The sequence below is a fragment of the Rhodopseudomonas pentothenatexigens genome, from assembly GCF_900218015.1.
GTDB classification, from domain to species: domain Bacteria; phylum Pseudomonadota; class Alphaproteobacteria; order Rhizobiales; family Xanthobacteraceae; genus Rhodopseudomonas; species Rhodopseudomonas pentothenatexigens.
In genome coordinates, this window is sequence record NZ_UFQQ01000001.1 from 222,449 (window position 1) to 244,694 (window position 22,246).

General features: G+C 65.8%; 22 protein-coding genes. 12 read left to right on the forward strand and 10 right to left on the reverse strand.

The features are described 5' to 3' along the window. Positions 1-225: 225 nt before the first annotated feature. From rpsI to DWA33_RS01035, 3 genes are all read right to left on the reverse strand, one after another. A complete protein-coding gene (gene rpsI, locus DWA33_RS01025; RefSeq protein WP_114356261.1) occupies positions 226-708 on the reverse strand; it encodes a 30S ribosomal protein S9 in 483 nt (160 codons plus the stop codon). 1 nt (position 709) lies between these two features. Continuing rightward, positions 710-1,174, reverse strand: coding sequence for a 50S ribosomal protein L13 (gene rplM, locus DWA33_RS01030; RefSeq protein WP_114356361.1), 465 nt, complete (start codon positions 1,172-1,174; stop codon positions 710-712). A 155-nt stretch (positions 1,175-1,329) separates the two neighbouring features. Then, positions 1,330-1,758: a PaaI family thioesterase gene (locus tag DWA33_RS01035; RefSeq protein ID WP_114356262.1), complete on the reverse strand. Its 429-nt coding sequence runs from the start codon at positions 1,756-1,758 to the stop codon at positions 1,330-1,332. 90 nt (positions 1,759-1,848) lie between these two features. Between DWA33_RS01035 and DWA33_RS01040 the strand changes: the two genes are divergently transcribed. The 4 genes from DWA33_RS01040 to DWA33_RS01055 all read left to right on the forward strand — a co-directional run bounded on the left by DWA33_RS01040 (position 1,849) and on the right by DWA33_RS01055 (position 5,408). After that, entirely contained in the window at positions 1,849-2,676 is an 828-nt protein-coding gene (locus tag DWA33_RS01040) for an enoyl-CoA hydratase (RefSeq protein WP_114356263.1), read from the forward strand. 134 nt (positions 2,677-2,810) lie between these two features. Next, the gene (locus tag DWA33_RS01045) at positions 2,811-3,395 is read left to right on the forward strand and encodes a CoA-binding protein (protein ID WP_114356264.1); all 585 of its coding nucleotides are present in this window, start codon (positions 2,811-2,813) and stop codon (positions 3,393-3,395) included. 96 nt (positions 3,396-3,491) lie between these two features. Further along, positions 3,492-4,772, forward strand: a complete 1,281-nt coding sequence (locus tag DWA33_RS01050; RefSeq protein ID WP_114356265.1) for an O-acetylhomoserine aminocarboxypropyltransferase — start codon at positions 3,492-3,494, stop codon at positions 4,770-4,772. A 39-nt stretch (positions 4,773-4,811) separates the two neighbouring features. After that, positions 4,812-5,408 (forward strand): TMEM175 family protein, encoded by a 597-nt coding sequence (locus DWA33_RS01055; protein WP_114356266.1) that lies wholly within the window; start codon positions 4,812-4,814, stop codon positions 5,406-5,408. A 28-nt stretch (positions 5,409-5,436) separates the two neighbouring features. Here the strand turns inward: DWA33_RS01055 and DWA33_RS01060 are convergent, their stop codons facing one another. Then, positions 5,437-6,525: a COX15/CtaA family protein gene (locus tag DWA33_RS01060; RefSeq protein ID WP_114356267.1), complete on the reverse strand. Its 1,089-nt coding sequence runs from the start codon at positions 6,523-6,525 to the stop codon at positions 5,437-5,439. 96 nt (positions 6,526-6,621) lie between these two features. Here DWA33_RS01060 and DWA33_RS01065 point away from each other — a divergent pair, with 96 nt between their 5' ends. Continuing rightward, positions 6,622-6,834 (forward strand): DUF2842 domain-containing protein, encoded by a 213-nt coding sequence (locus tag DWA33_RS01065; RefSeq protein WP_114356268.1) that lies wholly within the window; start codon positions 6,622-6,624, stop codon positions 6,832-6,834. 82 nt (positions 6,835-6,916) lie between these two features. Here DWA33_RS01065 and DWA33_RS01070 read toward each other — a convergent pair whose 3' ends face one another. After that, on the reverse strand, positions 6,917-7,834 hold the full coding sequence (locus tag DWA33_RS01070) for a DUF6662 family protein (protein ID WP_430707852.1): 918 nt from the start codon (positions 7,832-7,834) through the stop codon (positions 6,917-6,919). A 367-nt stretch (positions 7,835-8,201) separates the two neighbouring features. Here DWA33_RS01070 and DWA33_RS01075 point away from each other — a divergent pair, with 367 nt between their 5' ends. From DWA33_RS01075 to DWA33_RS01085, 3 genes are all read left to right on the forward strand, one after another. Further along, entirely contained in the window at positions 8,202-8,684 is a 483-nt protein-coding gene (locus DWA33_RS01075; protein ID WP_114356269.1) for a Dps family protein, read from the forward strand. Positions 8,685-8,975: 291 nt separating this feature from the next. Beyond that, the gene (locus tag DWA33_RS01080; protein WP_114356270.1) at positions 8,976-9,977 is read left to right on the forward strand and encodes a cytochrome-c peroxidase; all 1,002 of its coding nucleotides are present in this window, start codon (positions 8,976-8,978) and stop codon (positions 9,975-9,977) included. An 85-nt stretch (positions 9,978-10,062) separates the two neighbouring features. Continuing rightward, complete coding sequence (locus DWA33_RS01085; protein WP_114356271.1) at positions 10,063-11,208, forward strand: NapC/NirT family cytochrome c; 1,146 nt, start codon at positions 10,063-10,065, stop codon at positions 11,206-11,208. Positions 11,209-11,224: 16 nt separating this feature from the next. On the opposite strand, the gene DWA33_RS01090 is transcribed toward DWA33_RS01085, so the two are convergent. Continuing rightward, a complete protein-coding gene (locus DWA33_RS01090) occupies positions 11,225-12,268 on the reverse strand; it encodes a polysaccharide deacetylase family protein (RefSeq protein ID WP_114356272.1) in 1,044 nt (347 codons plus the stop codon). A gap of 127 nt (positions 12,269-12,395) precedes the next feature. On the opposite strand from DWA33_RS01090, the gene DWA33_RS01095 reads away from it, so the two are divergent. Continuing rightward, positions 12,396-13,589, forward strand: a complete 1,194-nt coding sequence (locus tag DWA33_RS01095) for a GNAT family N-acetyltransferase (RefSeq protein ID WP_114356273.1) — start codon at positions 12,396-12,398, stop codon at positions 13,587-13,589. A gap of 92 nt (positions 13,590-13,681) precedes the next feature. Here the strand turns inward: DWA33_RS01095 and DWA33_RS01100 are convergent, their stop codons facing one another. After that, on the reverse strand, positions 13,682-16,057 hold the full coding sequence (locus DWA33_RS01100; protein ID WP_114356274.1) for a GumC family protein: 2,376 nt from the start codon (positions 16,055-16,057) through the stop codon (positions 13,682-13,684). Positions 16,058-16,325: 268 nt separating this feature from the next. Here DWA33_RS01100 and DWA33_RS01105 point away from each other — a divergent pair, with 268 nt between their 5' ends. Next, complete coding sequence (locus DWA33_RS01105; RefSeq protein ID WP_114356275.1) at positions 16,326-17,465, forward strand: glycosyltransferase family 4 protein; 1,140 nt, start codon at positions 16,326-16,328, stop codon at positions 17,463-17,465. Positions 17,466-17,574: 109 nt separating this feature from the next. Next, a complete protein-coding gene (locus DWA33_RS01110) occupies positions 17,575-19,131 on the forward strand; it encodes an undecaprenyl-phosphate glucose phosphotransferase (RefSeq protein ID WP_114356276.1) in 1,557 nt (518 codons plus the stop codon). 163 nt (positions 19,132-19,294) lie between these two features. Here DWA33_RS01110 and DWA33_RS01115 read toward each other — a convergent pair whose 3' ends face one another. Both DWA33_RS01115 and DWA33_RS01120 read right to left on the reverse strand, forming a co-directional pair. After that, complete coding sequence (locus tag DWA33_RS01115; protein WP_114356277.1) at positions 19,295-20,080, reverse strand: DUF169 domain-containing protein; 786 nt, start codon at positions 20,078-20,080, stop codon at positions 19,295-19,297. A 38-nt stretch (positions 20,081-20,118) separates the two neighbouring features. Beyond that, the gene (locus tag DWA33_RS01120; RefSeq protein WP_114356278.1) at positions 20,119-21,087 is read right to left on the reverse strand and encodes an SDR family oxidoreductase; all 969 of its coding nucleotides are present in this window, start codon (positions 21,085-21,087) and stop codon (positions 20,119-20,121) included. Between the two features lie 220 nt (positions 21,088-21,307). On the opposite strand from DWA33_RS01120, the gene DWA33_RS01125 reads away from it, so the two are divergent. After that, positions 21,308-21,625 (forward strand): hypothetical protein, encoded by a 318-nt coding sequence (locus tag DWA33_RS01125; RefSeq protein WP_114356279.1) that lies wholly within the window; start codon positions 21,308-21,310, stop codon positions 21,623-21,625. Positions 21,626-21,750: 125 nt separating this feature from the next. On the opposite strand, the gene DWA33_RS01130 is transcribed toward DWA33_RS01125, so the two are convergent. Beyond that, positions 21,751-22,188 (reverse strand): hypothetical protein, encoded by a 438-nt coding sequence (locus DWA33_RS01130; RefSeq protein ID WP_114356363.1) that lies wholly within the window; start codon positions 22,186-22,188, stop codon positions 21,751-21,753. Positions 22,189-22,246 lie beyond the last annotated feature (58 nt).

A 22,246-nucleotide genomic window follows, 5' to 3' on the forward strand; every position in this document is an offset into this window, starting at 1 on the left:
CCCCTCATGTTGCCGATTTGACTCCTGGTGAATTGAGATCGCGTTTGTGCAACGGCTCCGATTTGTCCAATAAGTCGATGGAAATTTCAGACAATTTGCATGCAATGCGCGCGCTGCCGGTAACCTCCGACCGGGCCGCTGGCGGCCCCTCTCCGCACGCAACGAAAAAGGGCGCCCCGCAGCAGCAGGACGCCCTTTGAGAGTACCCGGAAGACCGGGAAAAGATCAGCGCTTGGAGAACTGGAAGGAGCGGCGGGCCTTCGCCTTGCCGTACTTCTTACGCTCGACGACGCGGCTGTCGCGGGTCAGGAAGCCGCCCTTCTTCAGCACGCCGCGCAGCTCCGGCTCGAAATTGGTGAGCGCCTTGGAGATGCCGTGACGAACCGCACCGGCCTGGCCGGACAGGCCGCCGCCGGCGACGGTGCAGATCACGTCGTACTGGCCGGCACGGGCCGCGGCGACCAGCGGCTGCTGGATCATCATGCGCAGCACCGGACGGGCGAAATAGGTTTCGACCTCGCGGGCGTTGACGGTGATCTTGCCGGCGCCCGGCTTGATCCAGACGCGGGCGACCGCGTCCTTGCGCTTGCCGGTGGCGTAGGCGCGACCGAACTTGTCGACCTTCTTGGTGTAGGTCGGGGCGTCCGCGGCAGTGACGGTGCCCTTAAGTGCGGCGAGCTGATCGAGAGACTGCATCGTCTCGGACATCTTATGCGGCCCTCATGTTCTTGCGGTTCATCGCACCGATATCGAGCGTTTCGGGCTGCTGAGCTTCGTGCGGGTGTTCGGCGCCGGGATAGACGCGCAAATTGCCCATCTGCACACGTCCGAGCGGACCGCGCGGAATCATGCGCTCGATCGCCTTCTCGACCACGCGCTCCGGGAAACGACCTTCGAGGATCGCCTTGGCAGAGCGCTCCTTGATGCCGCCGATGAAGCCGGTGTGATGGTAGTAAACCTTGTTGTCGCGCTTGCGACCGGTCAGCACCACCTTCGCGGCGTTGATGATGATGACATTGTCGCCGCAGTCGACGTGCGGAGTGTAGGTCGGGAGGTGCTTGCCGCGCAGGCGCATCGCGACCAGCGTGGCGAGCCGGCCGACCACGAGACCAGTGGCGTCGATAATGACCCACTTCTTCGTGACTTCGGCGGGCTTGGCCGAAAACGTCTTCATGAGAATGATCCATGACAGGGGGAATTCGGTGCGCGAAGCACCGGACTGCGGGCGCTTGTAGAGAAGCACCGCTTTCGCGTCAATCCCTCTGCGTCGAATTTTCTCCCGCGATTACAGCGGTTTACAATTACGGTGCAATAATACCACTCAAAACCCTAAGCGGTTGGAATGGAATAGGTCGAGGTTACATGGGCGATCGGGTCCGGGGACGTGCCCGACAGCAGCGTCACCTCCCCGACCGCCAGCCGGCGGCCCAGCTTGAGCAGCTTGGCGACCGCGACCACGTCCTGGCCGGGCTGGCCCTTCCGCAGGAAGTTGATGTTGAGATTGGTGGTGACCGCGAGCGCAACGGGACCGATCGCCGACAGCAGCACGACGTACATGGCGAAATCCGCCAAAGCCATCAGGGTCGGCCCCGACACGGTTCCGCCCGGCCGTAGCATCCGGTCGCTGTAGCGCTGCCGTAACAGAGACGTGCGACCATCGGCGGTCTCGATCGAAATGTCACCATGGCTGAACGCCTGCGGGAACTCGCGCTGCAGAAAATCCTCGAGTTCGCTGACGCTCATCCTCGCATGTGTCATGTCGTTTCCGCCCCTGCTCTCGCTTCGCCGGGCTTGTTACAATAAGGTGACGCTCGTTCCCAGCGCTTCATTTTGTTCCCGGACGTCGCCATGACCGTGTTGCCCGCCTTCGCTGCGACCCAGCCTTCGCCGATTCTGCTGCGGGAGACCGTCGACGGCGGTGTTGCGGTGCTGACGCTGAACCGCCCCGCCGCACGAAACAGCCTGTCGCTGGAAATGATCGACGATCTGCACGCGGCGCTCGATCTGATCGGGCGCGATGATGGGGTTCGCGTGGTGGTGATCGCCGCCAACGGTCCGGCTTTCTGCGCCGGCCACGACCTCAAGGAGCTGACCGCGCATCGCAACGACGCCGATCGCGGTCGCGCCAGCTTCAGCCGGATCATGACGTCCTGCAGCGCGATGATGCAGGCGATCGTCAAGCTCCCGAAGCCGGTGATCGCGGCGGTGCAAGGCGTCGCCACCGCGGCGGGCTGTCAGCTGGTCGCGAGTTGCGATCTCGCGATCGCGTCCGAGCAGGCGACCTTCGCGACGCCGGGCGTCGATATCGGACTGTTCTGCTCGACCCCGATGGTGGCGCTGAGCCGCAACGTGCCGCGCAAGCACGCGATGCAGATGCTGCTGACCGGCGAGCCGGTCGACGCCGAGGAAGCTCGCCGGATCGGCCTGATCAACCGCGTGGTGCCGCACGGCACCGAGCGCGCCGCGGCGGTGACGCTTGCCGAGCAGATTGCCGGCAAGTCGGCCCACACCGTCAAGATCGGCAAGGAAGCGTTCTACCGCCAAGCCGAGCTCAACCTCGCCGACGCCTATCACTACGCCTCGCAGGTAATGGCCGAGAACATGATGGCCGCCGATGCCGAGGAAGGCATCGGCGCATTCCTGGAAAAGCGTCAGCCGGAATGGAAAGATAAGTAAGCCACATGCACCGCCTCCTCATCCTGAGGAGCGGCCGCAGGCCGCGTCTCGAAGGATGAGTCTCACGCACTCATGGTTCGAGACGGCGCCTATCGGCGCCTCCTCACCATGAGGATCTCGGAAGCAATGAGCAGATGAACCACGACCGCTACTCCGACAGCTACATCCGCGCGATCCTGAATGGTGTGAAGACCATTGCGATGGTCGGGGCGTCGCCGCTCAACGTGCGGCCGAGCTACTTCGTGTTCAAATATCTCACCGAGCGCGGCTACGACGTCATTCCGATCAATCCCGGACAGGTCGGCAAGAGCCTGCTCGGCAAGCCGTTCGTGGCGTCGCTGAAGGACATCGACCGGCCGATCGACATGGTCGACGTGTTCCGCGGCTCCGCGCATGTGATGCCGGTGGTCGACGAGGTGCTGTCGTTGTCCCCGCGGCCGAAAGTGATCTGGATGCAGATCGGAGTGCGCAACGACGAAGCCGCCGCAAAGGCCGGAGCCGCCGGCATCCAAGTGGTGATGGATCGCTGCCCGAAGATCGAATACGGCCGGCTGTCATCGGAGATCTCCTGGATGGGCGTGAATTCGCGCACCCTCAGCGCCAAACGCGCCCCGATTCCGGTCAAAGGCATGCGGCTGTCGCTCGACCGCCAGAGCGTCGCCGGCGCGGATACAGCCGCGTCCGACCGTGCCGTCAAAAGTCGCAACGAGCCGGGCTGAACGCGGCAGCTTGCGGCTGCCCCGCGCGCGCTTGACCTCGCACCGGGTTCCGATCAGATAGCCAAAACCATCAGCCAGAGCACGGAGGGATCGACCATGACCGACCGCAACCCGGGATTCGCGACGCTCGCCGTCCATGCCGGCGCCCAGCCCGATCCGACCACCGGGGCGCGCGCGACGCCGATCTATCAGACCACCTCCTACGTGTTCAACGATGCCGACCATGCCGCGTCGCTGTTCGGCCTGCAGGCGTTCGGCAACATCTACACCCGGATCACCAACCCGACGACGGCGGTGCTCGAAGAGCGCGTCGCTGCGCTCGAAGGCGGCACCGCTGCGCTCGCCACCGCCTCGGGCCACGCCGCGCAGCTGGTCGCGCTGCAGCAGCTGATGCAGCCCGGTGACGAATTCATCGCCGCGCGCAAACTCTACGGCGGCTCGATCAATCAGTTCACCCACGCCTTCAAGAGCTTCGGCTGGAACGTGGTGTGGGCCGACACCGACGATGTCGCCAGCTTTCAGCGTGCGGTGTCGCCAAAGACCAAAGCGATCTTCATCGAGTCGATCGCCAATCCGGGCGGCAGCATCACCGACATCGAGGCGGTCGCCGAAGTCGCGCGCAACGCGGGCGTGCCGCTGATCGTCGACAATACCCTGGCGACGCCCTACCTGATCCGGCCGATCGACCACGGCGCCGACATCGTGGTGCATTCGCTGACCAAGTTCCTCGGCGGCCACGGCAACTCGCTCGGTGGCATCATCGTCGATGCCGGCACCTTCGACTGGTCGAAGGACGGCAAATATCCGATGCTGAGCGAGCCGCGCCCCGAATATCACGGCCTGAAGATCCAGGAGACGTTCGGCAACTTCTCGTTCGCGATCGCCTGCCGCGTGCTCGGCCTGCGCGATCTCGGCCCGGCGCTGTCGCCGTTCAACGCCTTCATGCTGCTGACCGGCATCGAGACGCTGCCGCTGCGGATGCAGAAGCACTGCGAGAATGCCAAGGCGATTGCCGAATTCCTCGCCGGCCACAAGGCAGTCGAAGAGGTCAATTACTCCGGCCTCGCCTCAAGCAAATATGCTGCCCTCGCCCGCAAATACGCGCCGAAGGGCGCCGGCGCGGTGTTCACTTTCAGCCTCAAGGGCGGCTATCAGTCCGGCGTCGATCTCGTCGCCAATCTGAAGCTGTTCTCACACCTCGCAAATGTCGGCGACACCCGCTCGCTGATCATCCACCCGGCCTCGACCACCCATAGCCAGCTCGACGACGCCCAGAAGACCGCCGCCGGCGCCGCGCCCAACATGGTGCGGGTGTCGATCGGCATCGAAGACAAGGACGACCTGATCGCGGACCTCGACCAGGCGCTCGGCGGCTGATCGCCTGGCGCCGCCAAGCGGCATCGAGGAGGCGGCACAATGAGCAGCGGCCACATCGAACAGCGGCGGCTGGAACAGCTCAGCAATACGATCTTCGGCGTCGCCATGACCTTGCTCGCCTATCAGGCGCCGCGCGAGAAATTCGCCGGCGGCAACCCGCAATGGCGGGAGCTGTGGCACGTCTACGGCGCCTTCATTTCGACGCTGCTGCTGAGCTTCATCGTCGCCGGGATGTTCTGGCTCAGTCATCAGCAGCGACTAGCCTATGCCAGCCACGCCACCCGTTCCGAGGTGATGATCAACCTGTTCTTCCTGCTGTCGATCATCCTGCTGCCGGTGACCTGCGGGCTGTACGGCAATAATTACGATTCGCCGAACGTCACGATTCTCTACAGCTTCAATCTGTTTCTGATCGCGGTGTTCAATACCGCGCTGTGGACGATCGCGGCGACACGGCGCGGCGACTGGCCGAGACTGGTCACACCGATGTTTTCGCTGCTGTTGTTCGTGGTGGCTCTCGTCGTCAGCCTGCTCGATCCGCGTTTGCCGAAATTTATCTGGCCGATCGCGTTTCTATCGCCGGTCCTGGCGGCGTATCTCGAGCGTAAGCGGCCCATTACCAACAACACGACATGATGAAGCGGGAGCCGGCGGAATCGGCGTGCTAGCCGTGCTGCCCGACCGGCACCGCCACCGCGGGCCGGACGTCTCTGGGCCGCGGCGCCGTCAGACGTTCGGCCTGCAGTACCGCCAGCGTCAGCACCACCAGCGCCATCGCCTGATGCGCCAGAGCGAGGTCGATCGGCGCGGCGTACAGCACGGTGAGAATACCGAGCACGGCCTGGGCGGTCAGCGCCAGGAACAACAGCACCGCGCCGCGCGCCGCCGCCCCTGCCCGGGTCCGCAGCGCGTCGATCATGTGCAGCGCCGCCAGCGTCCACAGCGCGTAGGCCAGCATGCGGTGGTCGAACTGCACGGTGAGATGATTGTCGAACAGGTTCTTCCACCACGGGCTTTCGAACCACAGCCGCGCCGCATCCGGGATCAGCGCTCCGTCGATCTCGGGCCAGGTGTTGTACAGCCGCCCGGCGCGCAGCCCGGCGACCAGGGCGCCGGCATAGAGCTGCACGAAGGTCAGCCCGAGCAGCGCCAGCGCGGTCACCTTCAGCCGTGCCGGCACGACGGCGCGGGCCCGGTCGGCCATTCGTCGCAGCGTCCAGACGATCGCCGCATAGATGATCAGCGCCAGCGACAGATGGGTGGCGAGCCGCACCTGTGACACTTCGGTCCGCTGCGACAGGCCGGACGCCACCATCCACCAGCCGACCGCGCCCTGCAGCGCGCCGAGCGCGAAGATGATCCACAGCGCCCGCTTCCACTGCGGGCCGATTGCCCCGCGCCACAGGAACCACAGGAACGGCAGCAGATAGACAATGCCGATCACCCGGCCGAGCAGCCGGTGGCTCCATTCCCACCAGAAGATGGTCTTGAACTGATCGAGCGTCATGCCGGCGTTCAGTTCGCGATATTGCGGGATCTGCTTGTAGCCGTCGAACGCCGCCTGCCATTGCGTGTCACTGAGCGGCGGCAGCGTGCCTGTCACCGGCTTCCATTCGACGATCGACAGTCCGGATTCGGTCAGCCGCGTCGCGCCGCCGACCAGCACCATCGCGGCGATCAGCGCCGCCACCAGCGTCAGCCAGCCCCGCACGGCGCGAACTCGGGAGGGTGGCGACGCCGCGGCGATGGTCATAAAGCATCCCTTGAACGGATTTTCGCGCACTCTATAGTCCGGCCGTTCTTATGCGCAAGGCGTTGCGAGAACGCATCAAGGGCGTGTGAGCGAGGCATGAATATTCGAACCCGCAAATTGATCGGAACCGTCGGCCTGCTGCTGCTGGCGATCGTTTGGTCGCTGACCGCGATGGCGCTGGCGCAGGCGCCGGTGATTGCCGAGTCGAAATGGCTGCAAGCGGTGTACTATCTGGTCGCCGGCCTGGGCTGGGTGCTGCCGGCGATGCCGCTGGTCACCTGGATGTCGCGTCCCGACCCTGCCGAATAAGATTGCGACCGTTCCAAACGGGCAACGCCGCCACCGGGCTCCCGATGGCGGCGTGGCTTTTTCGAGACGAAGTGCGCGCAATTCAGAACAGATAGTTGAACCGCAGCATCGCCTGGTGACGCTCGAAATTGTCGAGGTCGAGATGCCGCGGATCGTCGCAGGCCTTGCCCGCGACCTGCGTGCTCCAGGTCCCCGACAGGCCGATCTTGTCGGTGAGATGCGTCGAGAACGTCGGCCCGACATACACCGCGTCGCCGGCGAACCGGTCGAGCCCGAGTCCCTCGTAGGCGCGCACGTAGCGCGCCTCGACGCCGACGATCAGCATGGAATTCACCTTGTAGGAGAGCGCGCCCTGCACCGCGAATTCGGAATCGTGCGACCAAATGCTGGCGAGATCGCGCGAAGCGCCGCCGGAGTACCAGAGGTTGAGCGCGGCGAACAGCGTGCCGCGGATCAGCTCCTTGTCCATCAGCGCGGCGAACTCGCTGCCGTAGATCTGCGCATCGAATCCGGTGAGCTCGTCGAGCCGGTTCCAGGACGGTGCCGCATGCAGCGTCAGGCCGAACGGCATCACGTCGCGATCGAGCAGCTTGTAGCGGAACTCCATCGAGGCACCGGCAATCGCGGTGCGGCGATTGTCGATCATGCCCGGAACGCCGCTGATCTGCGTCGACGCGAAACTGACACCGGGCGCGACACGGAAATTGTCCGTCAACGTGAACTTGACCTGCGACAGCACGCCGACGCCGGTGTAGGAGCCGAACCGCCGCCCGAACCGGCCGACGTTCTCGATCTCGAGTTCGATCTCGCCCTTGTTGCCGATGTCCGAGCCCATGCTGAAGCCGAAGATGTGCTCGGTGTCGACATCGTCGTGCGCCGCCTTGGCCTCGGCCGGCATCGCCAGCGCGCGCGCGGCCGCGGCTTGGGACGGACCGGCGGCGTAAGACAGCCACCCCGGCAACTCATCGGCGGTCGCCTCAGGCGCCGCTACGCCCGTCACCACCAGTCCTGCAATTGCCGCCGCCAGCGCTCCTTTCAGCCTCCTGGCCCTGCCGCTGCGGCGATGCGACGCGATATTACACCAAATCATTAGTAGCCCCCGATGACTTCCATCGGTCTACTAACTGCAATTGAGAACGCCTCGCGGTCAAAGCATTTTGTTTACAGGCCCTGTAAGCCGCGGGGGCCGGAAATTTGATTGATGACAATGATTAGTAGTAGCGTACCGCGCCATACTGGGAACGATCGAGACGGACACCGTTTCCGGCTGGTTTCGACCGTTGCAACGCGATGGGCGCGATGTGGTCGGACGGTACTCATCTACGACCGCCGGCCCGGCGCCGGCTCGCTATCAACAAGGACCGGACATGACCAAGCCTGCCAAGATCAACATCGGTATCCCCGAAGACAAGCGTGCGAAGATCGCCGAGGGGCTGTCGCGGCTGCTCGCCGATTCCTACACGCTGTATCTGATGACGCACAATTTCCATTGGAACGTCACCGGGCCGATGTTCAACACGCTGCACGCGATGTTCATGACGCAGTACACCGAGCAGTGGACCGCGCTCGACCAGATCGCCGAGCGGATTCGTGCACTCGGCTTCCCGGCGCCAGGCACCTACAAGGAGTTCGTCAAGCTGGCGTCGATCGCCGAGGTCGAGGGGCAGCCGAAGGCGCTGGAGATGGTCCGGCACTTGGTGTCGGCGCAGGAAGCCACCGCCCGCACCGCGCGCGAGCTGTTTCCGCTGGTCGAGGACGCCAACGACCAGCCGACCGCCGACCTCCTGACTCAGCGGCTCGACGTCCACGAGAAGACCGCCTGGATGCTGCGCAGCCTGCTCGAAGACTGATCCGAGCCTTTGGTGACAAAGCGGCGGTCCGGACTGTCCGGACTGCCGCTTTTGCAAATGCGACTACATCTTTGACTTTCGGCTAAGGCAGCCCTCAGGGATGCCCGAGCGACAAAAAACCGCAGCCATTCCCGGTAGTTGGACGAGGCGGACGCGGTGTTGTGCGGCGCCGCGTTTGACCCCGATCAAAGCAGCGCATTGCGAATAAGAATTACTCTAGCGGCACTTCCGCATCGTCGCGGAGCGACCGTCGGTCCCCCCTTCGATGCCAATCCTGCCGTGGGGGTTCTCATGAAAATCGCACATACGTTGCTGCTGGCGACGGCTCTGTCCGTCACCTTGTCGGTCCCTGCCCGCGCAGCGAGCGACGAGCCGATCTCGCCGATCAAGCCGGCGGTGGTGAAGGATCAGAAACTGGTCGAACTCGGCAAGAAGCTGTTCTTCGATCCGCGACTGTCGAAGTCCGGCTTCATCTCCTGCAACTCGTGTCACAACCTGTCGATGGGCGGGTCGGATAATCTGAAAACCTCGATCGGCCACAACTGGCAGAAGGGGCCGATCAATTCGCCGACGGTGCTCAATGCCAGCCTCAACGTCGCACAGTTCTGGGACGGCCGGGCGCTGACCTTGAAGGATCAGGCCGGCGGACCGATCGCCAATCCGGGCGAGATGGCGTTCACCCACGAACTGGCGGTCGACCTGCTGAAGTCGATCCCGGGCTACGTCACCGAGTTCAAATCGGTGTTCGGCCAGAACAGCACCGTCGACATCGACGAGGTGACGCGCGCGATCGCGGCGTTCGAAGAGACGCTGGTGACGCCGAACTCGCGGTTCGACAAATGGCTGAAGGGCGACAAGAAGGCGCTGACGCCGACTGAGCGCGCCGGCTACGAGCTGTTCAAGGATTCCGGCTGCACCGGCTGTCATAACGGTGCAGCCGTCGGCGGCAACACCTTCCAGAAGATGGGCGTGGTCGAGCCGTACAAGACCGACAACCCGGCCGAAGGGCGCTTCGCCGTCACCAAGGAGGAAGCCGACCGCTTCAACTTCAAGGTGCCGACGCTGCGCAACGTCGAACTGACATATCCCTATTTCCACGACGGTGCGGCGCAGAAGCTGTCGGACGCGGTCGACACCATGGGGCGGATCCAGCTCGGCAAGAAGTTCACCCCGGACGAAAACGCTAAGATCGTCGCCTTCCTCAAGACGCTGACCGGCGACCAGCCCGACTTCAAGCTGCCGATCCTGCCGCCGTCGAGCGACAAGACGGCGCCGCCGAAGCCGTTCGACTGAGTCTGGGCTGAAGGATGCGGCGCGGACGGCGCAGATACGACGCCGCCCGCGTGCCGCGGGTCGGCCGCTACGACGGAACCATATCATGACGTCGATTTGGAGCCGGCTGGCGCGGCCCGGCCCGCTGGCGCTCGTCGTGCTGCTGGCCGCCGCCGGCGGCGTCGTCGCCTGGGGCGGTTTCAACACCGCGATGCATGCGACCAACAGCCTGGCGTTCTGCACCTCGTGTCACGCGATGCGAGACAACGTCTATCAGGAGTACAAGACCACGGCGCACTACACCAACCGTACCGGTGTGCGCGCGATCTGCTCCGATTGCCACGTGCCGCGCGACTGGGGTGCGATGCTGGTGCGCAAGGTCACCGCCACCAAGGAGCTGGTTCACTGGGCGATCGGCAGCATCGACACGCGTGAGAAGTTCGAGGCCAAGCGCCACGAACTCGCCCGCCACGAATGGGACCGGATGCGTGCCAACGGCAGCCGCGAGTGCCGCAACTGCCACGCCTTCGAGGCGATGGATTTCCACAAGCAGACCGCCAAGGCGGCGACCGCGATGCAGGATGCGATGAAGGCCGACAAGACCTGCATCGACTGCCACAAGGGCATCGCCCACAAGATGCCGGACGTCACCGCCGGGCATCGCAAGGCGCTTGCCGCGCTGCAGGCCGATGCCGGCAGGCTGGTCGCAGCGCCGGGAACGACGCTGTACGCGATCGGCTCGGTGCCGCTCCGGACCGGCGACTCTGAAGAGAGCGCCGGCGAACTCGCCGCCAGCACTGCAGTGACGGTGCGCGCCACCGAAGCAGATCGTCTGACGCTGGAATTGACCGGCTGGCAGCGCGAGGGCTCGCCGGAATTGCTCTATCAGCGCTTCGGCAAGCGTATTCTGGCAGCGACGCTCACCGAGGCCGCGCGCACCAGGCTCGAGACGCTGGAAAGCGCCACCGACGACGACACCGACGATCACTGGACGCGGGTGCGGCTGGTGGTCGGCGCGGCGCCGGGACGGTTCGTGACGTCGCGCGAGTCGCTGTGGACGCTGGCGGCGCGGATCGAAGACGACAATTGCACGTTGTGCCACGTGCTGAAGCCGCCGCGCAGCGCCAAGGCCGACGCCTGGATCGGCCACGTCAACGCGATGAAACGGCTGACCGCGCTCGACAGCGAGGAAGTCGCCCTGCTCCGCGCTTACTTACAGAACCACGCCAAGGACGTCGCGCCGGCGCGGTGAATCGGCGAGTTGCCTGCTATCCGTTTCGGCCGATGCCGCGCGCCGCGCCCGGCATCAACCCGGACAGGACCACCCGCAGGCCGCGCAGCGAGCGCCGACGACCATCCCAGGCAATCCGCGGCAGTGCCAATGGATCGACCGCCCCCCGGCCGATCACGCCGGGAATCGCCGTTGCCGCAGTGGCGAACCGCGCCTCCTTCAGCATCGCGACGTGCCGCGGGCCGAAGCTGCCGCGGTCGCCGAACGGAAAGGCGAAATGCGGTGCGTCACGGCCGAGGGCCGCCTGCAGCACCGCGCGGCCCATCGCGATCTCCTTCTGCGCCGCCGCGTCGGACACGTTGGCCAGCACCGGATAGTTCACCGTCGCGCTGCCGATGGTGACGTTGGAATCGACCGCGAGCCGCCCGATGTCGTCCCAATCCATCACCGCCTCGCGCGTCACCGCGGCGAGATCGACCGAATAGCGCTTGCACAAATCCTGGATCGCCGCGGTCAGCGGGGCCGGCGCCATGGTGCGCAGCCAGCTTGCGAGGAAGTGAAACACCCGCACCTTGTCGCCGAGGCTCACGGTGTCGAACCGGCGTTCGTTGTGATCGATCAGCAGCGCAAGCCGATCGGTGCGCGCGATCACCTGCTCCAATGCGAGCCACCAGACTTCCCCGACGCCATCGGGAAACGCGGTCGGCAGATACACCGTGAACGGCACGCCGTGCCGCGCCAGGATCGGATACGCGAACGTGATGACGTCACGCGAGCCGCCGTCGAAGCTCAGGCAGACGAACCGCCCCGGCGACTCGCCACGGCCGATCCGGTCGCACGCCTCGCCGATCGAGATCACCGGACAATTCCAGCGCTTCAGCGCGCGTAGCAGCGCATCGAGAAACTGCGGCGTGACCTCGCGGGCACGCAGCGGTTGAAAACGGTCGCGCCGCGCGGGCCGCACCCTTTCGAACCGCAGCATCACCCCGCAGCCGCCGCCGCGTGCTTCCGAAGCCCGCGCCAGGCCGCTGAAATAAGCGAGCTGCAGCCTTGCCGTCGTCCACCAGCCGTTGTTCGACAAGGCTAATCCCTCGCGGCGCCGCTTGCGGTGCCGGTTTCGTGCTGCGTCATTACGCTTTGTTGAGATTTGTTTGTAAAGGTCCGCACGTGCTCGATTTGCGCCTTGCTTGTTCTCATTGGATCGCCGGATGACGATGATGGCCGTGCTGACCGAAGCCCGGGCCGCTGATCGCGCGGCCGCAGTACGGAGCCGGATCACACGCGTCGAGGTCATTCACGACGTCAATATCGCCGAGCCGATCTGGCGCGCTCTCGAGCAGACCGGCCAATACGCGTCGCCCTATCAGCGTTTCGATTTCCTGAGTGCCTGGCAGCGCCACGTCGGCAACGCCGAGCGGGTCGAGCCGTACATCGTGGTTGCGCGCGACGCCGACGATCAGCCGCTGCTGGTGATGCCGCTCGGTGTCGAGCGCAAATTCGGCGTCGGCGTGGCGAGCTTTCTCGGCGGCAAGCATTCGACGTTCAACATGCCGTTATGGCACCGTGATTTCGCGATCACCGCCGACGCCGGCGATCTTGATGCGCTGCTCGCCGCCCTGCGCGCCGCGGGCGGTGCCGACGTGCTGGCGCTGCTGCAGCAGCCGTTGTACTGGGACGGTCTGCCCAATCCGCTGGCGCAATGGCCGCACCAGCCATCGGTGAACGACTGCCCGGTGCTGACGATGCCCGAAGGCGCCGTCGCGGCCGATCTGATCAGCAACTCGTTCCGCCGCCGGCTGAAGGGCAAGGAGCGCAAGCTGCAGGAACTGCCCGGCTATCACTATGCCCAGGCGCGGACCCAGGCCGACATCGACCGCGTGCTCGACGCGTTTTTCCGAATCAAGCCGCAGCGGATGGCGGCGCAGAAGTTGCCGAACGTGTTCGCCGAGCCCGGCGTCGCCGACTTCATCCGGCAGGCCTGCGCCACCGAGCTGGCCGGCGGCGGCCGTGCGATCGAGATCCACGCGCTGGAATGCGACGCCGAGATGATCGCGATGTATGCGGGCGTTGCCGATGGCCGCCGGTTCTCGATGATGTTCAACACCTACACGCTGTCTGACGCTGCGCGCTACAGCCCCGGGCTGATTCTGATGCGCCACATCGTCGATCACTATGCCTCACGCGGCTATCGCGGGATCGATCTCGGCATCGGATCCGACGACTACAAGAAGATGTTCTGCAAGGAACTCGACCCGATCTTCGACAGCTACGTCGCGCTGAGCCCGCGCGGCCGGCTGGCGGCCGGTGCGCTGGCCGCAATCGGCCGCGGCAAGCATGCGGTCAAGCACAATCCGGCGATGATGCATCTCGTCAGGCGGCTGCGCGGAGCGTTGCGGCGCTGAGGCGCGGCCGTTCTTCGAGTTCGAAATCTCTCAATCGACAGCGAAAGCGACAACGCCCGGTGCTTACCGGGCGCGGCCTGTCGATCGCGAGCTCAGGCGGCGGCGGTGTGCTGGCCGGGGGCGACCGGATCGGCCGGCTCGAACGGCCGGCTCAGCATCGTGACATCGGAGAAGCCGACCGCCACCAGTTGCTCGGCCATCCTGGCCCGGGCCTCGACGGTCATCGTCGGTGCCGGCACCACGGCGGCCTGGGCCTGCGCGGTCAGGAGTTCGGCCGGCAGATCGGAGGCGGTGCCGGCGTCGAGCAGGACGTGGTCGTACACCCGCATCAAGGCGTCGATCGCCAGCGTCAACCGCGGCGAATGCAGCAGGGTGCGGTCGAATCCCGGCTTGCCGGCGCTGACCAGTTGCAGAGACGAAGCGCGGTCGCGAGTGATGATCTGGCCGAACGCCGCTTCGCCGAGCATCAGTTCGGCGAGCCCCGGTGCTACCGGATCGATCGACGTGGCCCTCAGCAACACCGAGGATTCCGACAGGTCGATCAGTACCACCTTGGCGTCGCGCGCCAGCCGGCGAGCCAGCGCCAGGGCTGTAGTGGTGACCGCATCGGTGTCGCCGGTGCCGAGCACGGTGAGCTTGCGGCCGCCCTCGCCGGCTCGGCGTAGTCGCGCAGCCAGAGCCTCGATCTCATTGGTGGGCGCCGCGGCGGCGGCAGCGATCGGGGCAGTCTCGGTCGGAGCCGGTTCGATCGGAGCCGGCGTAGGCGGCGCGGTGAAGCTCGGCGGTGCCGCCGGGGCCGGCGGCACGACCGGAGCCGCGGCTGCCACCGGCACCAGTTCCGGCTCGACCATCGCCGGCGCGGCGATGTCGCGCGGCCGCGGCTGGGTCATCCGCAGCAATTCGCCGGTAGCGATGCCGCCCGATGTCAGCAGCAGCGTCGCCAGCGTTGCGATCAGCACGATCGGCAGCTTCTTCGGATAGGCCGGAGTGTTGGAAACGATGGCGCGCGAGATGATCCGCCCGTCGGCCGGGGTCTGATCGATGGTCTCGCGGGTGGTCGCCTCGCGATACTTCGCCAGATAGGATTCCAACAGGTCGCGCTGCGCCTTGGCCTCGCGTTCCAGCGCGCGCAGCTGCACGTCCTGGCCGTTGGTCGCCGACGCCTGCTTCTTCAACTGATCGAGGCTGGCCGACAAATTCTCCACCCGGCTGCTGGCAATCCGGGCGTCGTTTTCAAACGACCGCGACAGCTTCACCGCCTCGTCGCGGAGCTGCTGGTCGAGATCGGCGAGCTGGGCCTTCAGCTCCTTGATCCGCGGATGGCCGCCGAGCAGCGTCGAGCTCTGCTCGGCGAGCTGGGCGCGCAGCGTGACGCGCTGCTCCGACAGCCTGCGCATCAGCTCGGTGTTGAGCACTTCGGAGGCTTCGATCGGCCCGCCGCTCTTCAGCATCTCCTTGATCAACCGCGCCTTGGCTTCGGCATCGGACTTCAGCGCGCGGGCGTTGGCGAGCTGGGCGTTGATGTCGCCGAGCTGCTGGTTCGACAGCGTGGTGTTGTTGGTGCCGATGAACAGGCTGGATTTTGAACGGAAGTCTTCGACCTTGTCCTCGGCCTCGGCCACCTTCTTGCGCAGCGAGTCGATTTCGCCCGACAGCCACTGTCCGGCCGCCCTCGCCTGGGCCCGGCGCGCGTTCTGCTGCAGCACCAGATAGCCGTCGGCGATCGAATTGGCGACGCGCGCGGCGAGATCCGGATCCTCGGACTGAAATTCGACTACCATCACCCGCGACTTGTCGACCGCATAGGCGGTCAGCCGCTCGTAGTAAGCGGTGAGCACGCGCTCTTCCGGTGTCATCGCGAACGGATCACGGCCGATACCGATCAGCGCCAATAGCGATTTCAGCGGATTGATGCCCTTCAGCACCGGATCGAATTCCGGACGCTCGGCCAGCTTGTTCTTCTTGATGGTCTCGATCGCGAGATCGCGCGACAGCAGAAGCTGCACCTGGCTGGTCACCGCTTCCGGATCGATCGCGTTGCGCTGCTCGTCGCGTTCGCCGGTCGGACGCAGGAAGCTGTTCTCGCGGCCGTCGATCAGGATGCGCGCCTCGGACTTGTAGCGCGGCGTGATCAGGTTGACGATCGCCAGCGACAGCACTAGCGCCAGCAGCGTCGGCGCGATGATCAGATGCTTCTTGCGTGCCAGCGCCTGTCCGATCAGCCGCACGTCGATATCGCCATCGGCGGGCAGCGGCGCCGGCCTGTCGAGCGGCACCGTACGGGTCGGCGACCGCTTGAAGATCGCCTGGCGGATCGCCGGCTTCGGCACCGGACGCGGCGCATCGGAAACCGGATCGGCGGACGGCGCGGTTACGGAGGCTTGCGGCTCGCGCTCGGGAGCCGGTGTGTTCGCAACCGTCGTCTTCGCCGTCGCCTCGGTGTTCCGGCGCCAGAACGCGATCCGCATTGCATACTCCTACGTGACGCGACCAACCGTCAGTTCGGTTCCGACTACAAACCATTAAGGTTGCTGCGCGGTTAATCTCGACGGATGCGCGCAACTAATCCATGGTAACGGCGGACCAGTGCACACACTTTGTTAACCACGAAAGTCGTTAATCGGACCCGACTTTTCCGGATCGATCCATGTCTCGCGGCCCCGCCTTGATCACCTCACTTCCCACTGCGCGCCGTCGCGGGGGACGACGTACGGTGACGTGCGCACGGGAGACCCGATGACCATTTCGTCGCCGGACCAGCCGTTGCGGATCGTGCACGCGGTGCGCGCGCCTGTCGGCGGCATCATTCGCCACATTCTCGATCTCGCCAACGGCCAGGCCGACCGCGGCCATCACGTCGCGCTGATCACCGACAGCCTCACCGGCGGCGACCGCGCCGTGGCCGCACTCGATGAGATCGCACCGAAAATGAAGCTCGGCGTCTACCGCTTGCCGATCCGACGCGAGCCGAGCATCACCGATCTGTTCGTCTGGGGCCGCTTCGTCCACCTGATCGCCTCGCTGAAGCCCGACGTGCTGCACGGCCACGGCGCCAAGGCCGGCGTGTTCATGCGGATCGTGCCGCGCCCGGCCGGCTCGATTCGGGTGTACACGCCGCACGGCGGCTCGCTGCACTACCCGACCTCGACGCTGAAGGGCCAGCTCTACAGTCGGCTCGAGCGGATGTCGATGAACCGCACCGAGCTGTTCCTGTTCGAGAGCGAATTCGCGCGCGCGACCTACGAACGCATGATCGGCAAGCCTGAGGGCCTGGTGCGCTGCGTGTTCAACGGTGTCACCGCCGGCGAATTCGATCCGATCACGCTGGCCGCCGACGCCACCGACGTCTGCTATGTCGGCGAATTCCGCAAGATCAAAGGCGCCGATCTGCTGATTGACGCGGTGGCGCGGCTGCGCGCCGCCGGCAAGCCGGTGACGCTGACGCTCGGCGGTGACGGCGAGGAGACCGAGGCGTTGAAGGCCCAGGTGGCGCGGCTCGGTCTCGGCGCCGCGGTGCGCTTCATCGGCCACGTCAAGGCGCGCCACGGATTCGCGCAAGGCGGGCTGCTGGTGGTGCCGTCGCGCGGCGATTCGATGCCTTATGTGGTGATCGAGGCAGCGGCGGCGGGCGTCCCGATGATCGCCGCCAATGTCGGCGGCATTCCGGAGATCTTCGGCCCAGAGCACCGCGATGCGCTGTTCGCGCCGAGCGATCCGGCCGCGATGGCCCAGGCGATCGCCGCTGCGCTGGACGACCCCGCCGCAACCCGCGAGCGCGCGCGGCGGCTGCGCGAGCGGATATTCCTGCATTTTTCGCAGAAGGCGATGGTCGAAGGCGTGCTCGCCGGCTATCGCGAGGCGCTGGCGAAGCGCTGAGTCCGAGGTCGCGCTAACCGTTTCTTGCGACTTTTCCGTTAAGGCCCGGACCGGGGGATTTCGCCGGGCGTCGGGAACGTCGTGCCGGCGCAAGATACGGAACGGACCAATGGAGCCGATCAGCGCACGTTCGATGATCAGCGCTGCCGCCACCGGGGCCGCGGTGGCCGCCGGCGACGGTGCGCCGCGGGTGGAACGGCGCAAGCGGCTGTCGCCGGCTGCCCTCGCGGTCGCCAACGAAAAAGTACCGCCGGCCTATTCGCCGATCGTGATCGCGGGCATCGTGCGGCTGGCCGATTTCCTGCTGATCGCCACCGTCGGCGTCGCGCTGTATTTCGCCCTCGTGGTGCGCCGCGACGGCTTCGCCTGGGAGTACATCGGCGCCATCCTCGGCACCACGATGACGGCAATCGTCGTGTTTCAGGCCGCCGACCTCTACGTGGTACAGGTGTTCCGCGGCACCTTGAAACAGATGACACGGCTGATCACCGCATGGTCGGTGGTGTTCCTGCTGTTCATCGGGGTTTCGTTCTTCGCCAAGCTCGGCGGCGAGGTGTCGCGGCTGTGGCTGGGGTCGTTCTACTTCGCCGGCCTCGCCGCGCTGATCGTCGAGCGGATGGTGGTGCGGTCGCTGGTGCGGCAGTGGGGCTGCGAGGGCCGGCTCGACCGCCGCACGGTGATCGTCGGCGCCGACGACAACGGCGCCAAACTGATCGAGGCGCTGAAGGCCGAACAGGCCGACGCCTCGGACATCCACATCCTCGGCGTGTTCGACGACCGCAACGACTCCCGTTCGCTTCCCACCTGCGCCGGCGTGCCGAAACTCGGCAAGGTCGACGACATCCCCGAATTCGCCCGCCGCACCCGGGTCGATCTGGTGTTGTTCGCGCTGCCGATCTCGGCGGAGACCCGCATCCTCGACATGCTGAAAAAGCTGTGGGTGCTGCCGGTCGACATCCGGCTGTCGGCGCACACCAACAAGCTGCGATTCCGGCCGCGCGCCTATTCCTACGTCGGCAAGGTGCCGACGCTCGACGTGTTCGAAGCGCCGATCACGGATTGGGACCAGGTGATGAAGCAGCTGTTCGACCGCGTGGTCGGAGGCCTGATCCTGCTCGCCGCCGCGCCGGTGATGGCGCTGGTGGCGCTGGCGATCAAGCTCGACAGTCCGGGGCCGGTACTGTTCCGGCAGAAACGGTTCGGATTCAACAACGAGCGCATCGACGTGTTCAAGTTCCGGTCGATGTATCACCATCAGGCCGACCCCACCGCCTCCAAGGTCGTCACCCGCAACGATCCGCGCGTCACCCGGGTCGGCCGCTTCATCCGCCGCACCAGCCTCGACGAACTGCCGCAACTGTTCAACGTGGTATTCAAGGGCAACCTGTCGCTGGTCGGGCCGCGGCCGCATGCGGTGCAGATGAAGCTGCAGAGCCGGCTGTTCGACGAAGCGGTCGACGGCTACTTCGCTCGCCACCGCGTCAAGCCCGGCATCACCGGCTGGGCCCAGATCAACGGCTGGCGCGGCGAGATCGACAACGAAGAAAAGATCCAGAAGCGCGTCGAGTTCGACCTGTACTACATCGAGAACTGGTCGGTGCTGTTCGACCTCTACATCCTGCTGAAAACGCCTTGGGCTTTGCTGAAGGGCGAGAACGCGTATTGAGGCGTCCGTTTTTGGCATTCCCCACACCGTCATTCCGGGGCGCCGCGCAGCGGCGAACCCGGAATCCCGAGGTTAGTGTGCGGTGAACGGCCAAGCCGTGCCCGCCTCGGATTCCGGGCTCGCGAGCTTTCGCTCGCGCCCCGGAATGACGGGGCCACGAGAACTACTTATTCCCATAAGACACACCCATCCCGGCCCGTACGTCGGCCTGGATGCCGTAGGGTGCGATCGGGTAGCGCAGGCCGTTCTTGGCCAGTTGCTTCATGCCGTCGATCGCCTTGGCGAGGTGCGCCGGGCTCAGCGCCATCAGCATCTCTTCGTCGGGCACGCCGCCGTAGCGGCGTTCGGCGAAACACGGCAGCGACAGGCTCGGCTCGCCGGTCTTCAGCGCCCTGCCCCAGGAATCCGCACAGGCGGTTTCACCGACCACGCTCCATTCGAACTTCTTGTAGCCGGCATATTGCAGCCCGTTGATCAGGATGATCATCTGCCCCGGCGTCGCATAGACCAGACATATGTCCGGCGGGTCGAGCCGGCCGCTCGCCAGCGGCGACACCGCCATCGCCTGATGCCGGCCGAACGGCACGACGTCGAGCGCGTGCTGACGGGCGCTGGCATCCTCCGGCGTCGCGTGCCAAACGCCGACATAGGACCGTCCGGCGAGCCATCGCTCGTCCTGAGGCGCCAGCCCGATCACGGCGCGGCACTGCTCACCGACCAGATCGGCGGCGGTGATGCCGACGGTCCACCCCAGCCGCGACGCCATGCTGACGATCTGGTCGGTGGTGTGGATCGCGTTGGGCCGGCGGATCTTCGGCACCGCCTCCATCTCGGCGACGGTTCGGAACAGCTTCATCCCGATCACCGTGGTCTTCAGCCGCAACAGCGCGTTGAGATCGGCGACCAGGCCGGCAAGATCGATGCGCTCCGACGCGGCGACGGCATCCATGGCGGACTCCCTTCGGTTTGTTGTTATTGTTGGTTCGCTCAGCCGAGCCGCCAGCCGACTTCGGCCGCGAAACTCTGATAGAACTCGACCTCGTAGGCGCGCTCCGGCATGGCGCGCACGCGCGCGTCGAGCGCATGGGCATCGTCGCCGACCAGGATGCGCCAGTCCCCGCCGCGAACGCCGTCGAGAATGGTGCGGGCGGCTGCAGCGGCCGTGGTCGGGGCGTCTTCCAGGAAACTGCGCGCCCGCTCCTTCGCCATCGCCCGGATGTCGTCGTCGGAGGTCTGCGACAGATCGATCCCCGCCGCCGATAGTCGCTGCCGGGTGCCGGCGACCTCCTCGGCGCTGAGCTCGTCCGTGCTATCGCCGGTCTGGATCCGGCGCGAATTGCTGACGATCGAGGTGCCGATGTGGCCCGGCATCACCACCGAGCATCGCACATGCGGTGCGTTCAGCCGCAAATCGCCGATCAGCGCCTCGGAAAATCCCTTCACGGCGAATTTTGCGGCACTGTAGGCGGTGTGCGGCGCTAAGGGGCCGATCGACGCCCAGAAGCCGTTGACGCTGGAGGTGTTGACGATGTGTCCCTCGTCGGCCGCGATCAGCATCGGCAGGAAGATGCGAGTGCCGAGATAGACGCCGCCCCAGCAGATGTTGAAGGTGCGCTCCCACTGCTCGCGCGAATTGGCGATCATGCTGCCGCCGCCACCGATCCCGGCATTGTTGAAGAGCAGATGGATGCAGCCGGTGGCATGCTGCGCGGCGACCTCGTCGCGAAACCGCAGCATCTGCGCCTCGTCGGAAACGTCGACGATGTGGGTGGTGAGCCGCAGCCCTTGCGGCAGGCCGCCGGCCTCGCACAGCCGCCGCGTCTCTTCCATCGCGTCCGCCGAGACGTCGCAGATCGCGACGTGGCAACCTTCAGCGACGAGCTGACGGGCAAGTTCGCGGCCCATGCCCGCGCCGCCGCCCGTGATCACGGCAATCCTGCCGGCGAAATCCCTCATGGCCGCGTCGTTCCTTCCCGGTTTTGATACGCGCCGGTTCGAGCCAGCGCTGCGCCCTGGAGCTTAGCGGGAGGCCGCGGCTTTCGCGAGTCCATCGCAGTGCCCTGCAGTCTGGCCTGCATTCGTCGTCAGGCGCGTCCCGGACAGCACCGCACTTTTTCAAGGTGGCGAATTGCCCTAGTGTTGCAGGCAGATTCAGCCGAGCCTTGGGAGTCCGACGATGCTGGCAGCCACCCTTCAGACCGCCGCGTTTCTGTTCCTGCTGCTGGTCGCGCTTCTGGTGTTCTCGGTGTTCGTCGCGTTCACGGCACCGCCGCTGACCAAATCGCCGAAGCCCGGCTTCACGACGGTGCTGATGTATTTCGCCGCCGAGCTGGCCGCGCTGATCGTCGCGATCTGGCTGGTTGTAGAGGTGTCGTCGTTCGAACTGCTGCCGGTGCTGATCGCGCTGGCGATCGCCGCAGTGGTGTTCGCCCCGCAGCTGGTCGCCAAGATCCCACTGCCGGATTCGGTCGCCGGGATGCTCGGCCGCAAGTAATTTCCGCTGCGGAGCCTGCCCGCGCGCGCGGCGGGTCAGGCCAAGCAGAGCTCGCCACGATGCTGGAAAACCGCCCTCCGGGGCGGTTTTCGTTGAGACGCCGGGTTCTGTCTCGGTCGACAGTCTTAGCGGATACGGCCTCGTCGCAGCCGGGCGATCGCGCCGGCGCAGATCTGCATCGTCACGCCGACCAGCCATCCGATCAGGATCAGCCAGCTCGACACCGCGTGCAGATTGAGACGCAGCACCACCGCAGAGACCGACACGAACGCCGCCAGGGTCGCCAGAAAGGTGCCGAACGCGCTGAGGAATTCGGCGGCGTCGATCTTCCCTCGGGAGCGCGGCTCCTCGTCAGGGTCGTGGAACGTCAGCGGCGGAATGTCGATGCCGAGATAGAACCCGACGGCGCCGATCGCGATCATCGCCAGCAGGAAGCCGACGGTGGTCAGCGCCGCGAAGCTGGTGCCGACATGCGCGCCGACGAAGGTGCCGCACGCCGCGCCGGCCAGCGCAAGGCCGGTGCGTTCGAGAAAATGGGCCGCCTTCCGCACCCGCAGTCGCATGGTCGAGTCCTCGGCGTTGCACAGGCGCGTAACGTATGACAATTCGATGATGGGCGGA

Coding starts and splice junctions, on each gene's coding strand:
- rpsI (WP_114356261.1), bottom strand. CDS start 708: ATGTCCGAGACGATGCAGTCTCTCGATCAGCTCGCCGCACTTAAGGGC.
- rplM (WP_114356361.1), bottom strand. CDS start 1,174: ATGAAGACGTTTTCGGCCAAGCCCGCCGAAGTCACGAAGAAGTGGGTC.
- DWA33_RS01035 (WP_114356262.1), bottom strand. CDS start 1,758: ATGACACATGCGAGGATGAGCGTCAGCGAACTCGAGGATTTTCTGCAG.
- DWA33_RS01040 (WP_114356263.1), top strand. CDS start 1,849: ATGACCGTGTTGCCCGCCTTCGCTGCGACCCAGCCTTCGCCGATTCTG.
- DWA33_RS01045 (WP_114356264.1), top strand. CDS start 2,811: ATGAACCACGACCGCTACTCCGACAGCTACATCCGCGCGATCCTGAAT.
- DWA33_RS01050 (WP_114356265.1), top strand. CDS start 3,492: ATGACCGACCGCAACCCGGGATTCGCGACGCTCGCCGTCCATGCCGGC.
- DWA33_RS01055 (WP_114356266.1), top strand. CDS start 4,812: ATGAGCAGCGGCCACATCGAACAGCGGCGGCTGGAACAGCTCAGCAAT.
- DWA33_RS01060 (WP_114356267.1), bottom strand. CDS start 6,525: ATGACCATCGCCGCGGCGTCGCCACCCTCCCGAGTTCGCGCCGTGCGG.
- DWA33_RS01065 (WP_114356268.1), top strand. CDS start 6,622: ATGAATATTCGAACCCGCAAATTGATCGGAACCGTCGGCCTGCTGCTG.
- DWA33_RS01075 (WP_114356269.1), top strand. CDS start 8,202: ATGACCAAGCCTGCCAAGATCAACATCGGTATCCCCGAAGACAAGCGT.
- DWA33_RS01080 (WP_114356270.1), top strand. CDS start 8,976: ATGAAAATCGCACATACGTTGCTGCTGGCGACGGCTCTGTCCGTCACC.
- DWA33_RS01085 (WP_114356271.1), top strand. CDS start 10,063: ATGACGTCGATTTGGAGCCGGCTGGCGCGGCCCGGCCCGCTGGCGCTC.
- DWA33_RS01095 (WP_114356273.1), top strand. CDS start 12,396: ATGACGATGATGGCCGTGCTGACCGAAGCCCGGGCCGCTGATCGCGCG.
- DWA33_RS01100 (WP_114356274.1), bottom strand. CDS start 16,057: ATGCGGATCGCGTTCTGGCGCCGGAACACCGAGGCGACGGCGAAGACG.
- DWA33_RS01105 (WP_114356275.1), top strand. CDS start 16,326: ATGACCATTTCGTCGCCGGACCAGCCGTTGCGGATCGTGCACGCGGTG.
- DWA33_RS01110 (WP_114356276.1), top strand. CDS start 17,575: ATGGAGCCGATCAGCGCACGTTCGATGATCAGCGCTGCCGCCACCGGG.
- DWA33_RS01115 (WP_114356277.1), bottom strand. CDS start 20,080: ATGGATGCCGTCGCCGCGTCGGAGCGCATCGATCTTGCCGGCCTGGTC.
- DWA33_RS01120 (WP_114356278.1), bottom strand. CDS start 21,087: ATGAGGGATTTCGCCGGCAGGATTGCCGTGATCACGGGCGGCGGCGCG.
- DWA33_RS01125 (WP_114356279.1), top strand. CDS start 21,308: ATGCTGGCAGCCACCCTTCAGACCGCCGCGTTTCTGTTCCTGCTGCTG.
- DWA33_RS01130 (WP_114356363.1), bottom strand. CDS start 22,188: ATGCGACTGCGGGTGCGGAAGGCGGCCCATTTTCTCGAACGCACCGGC.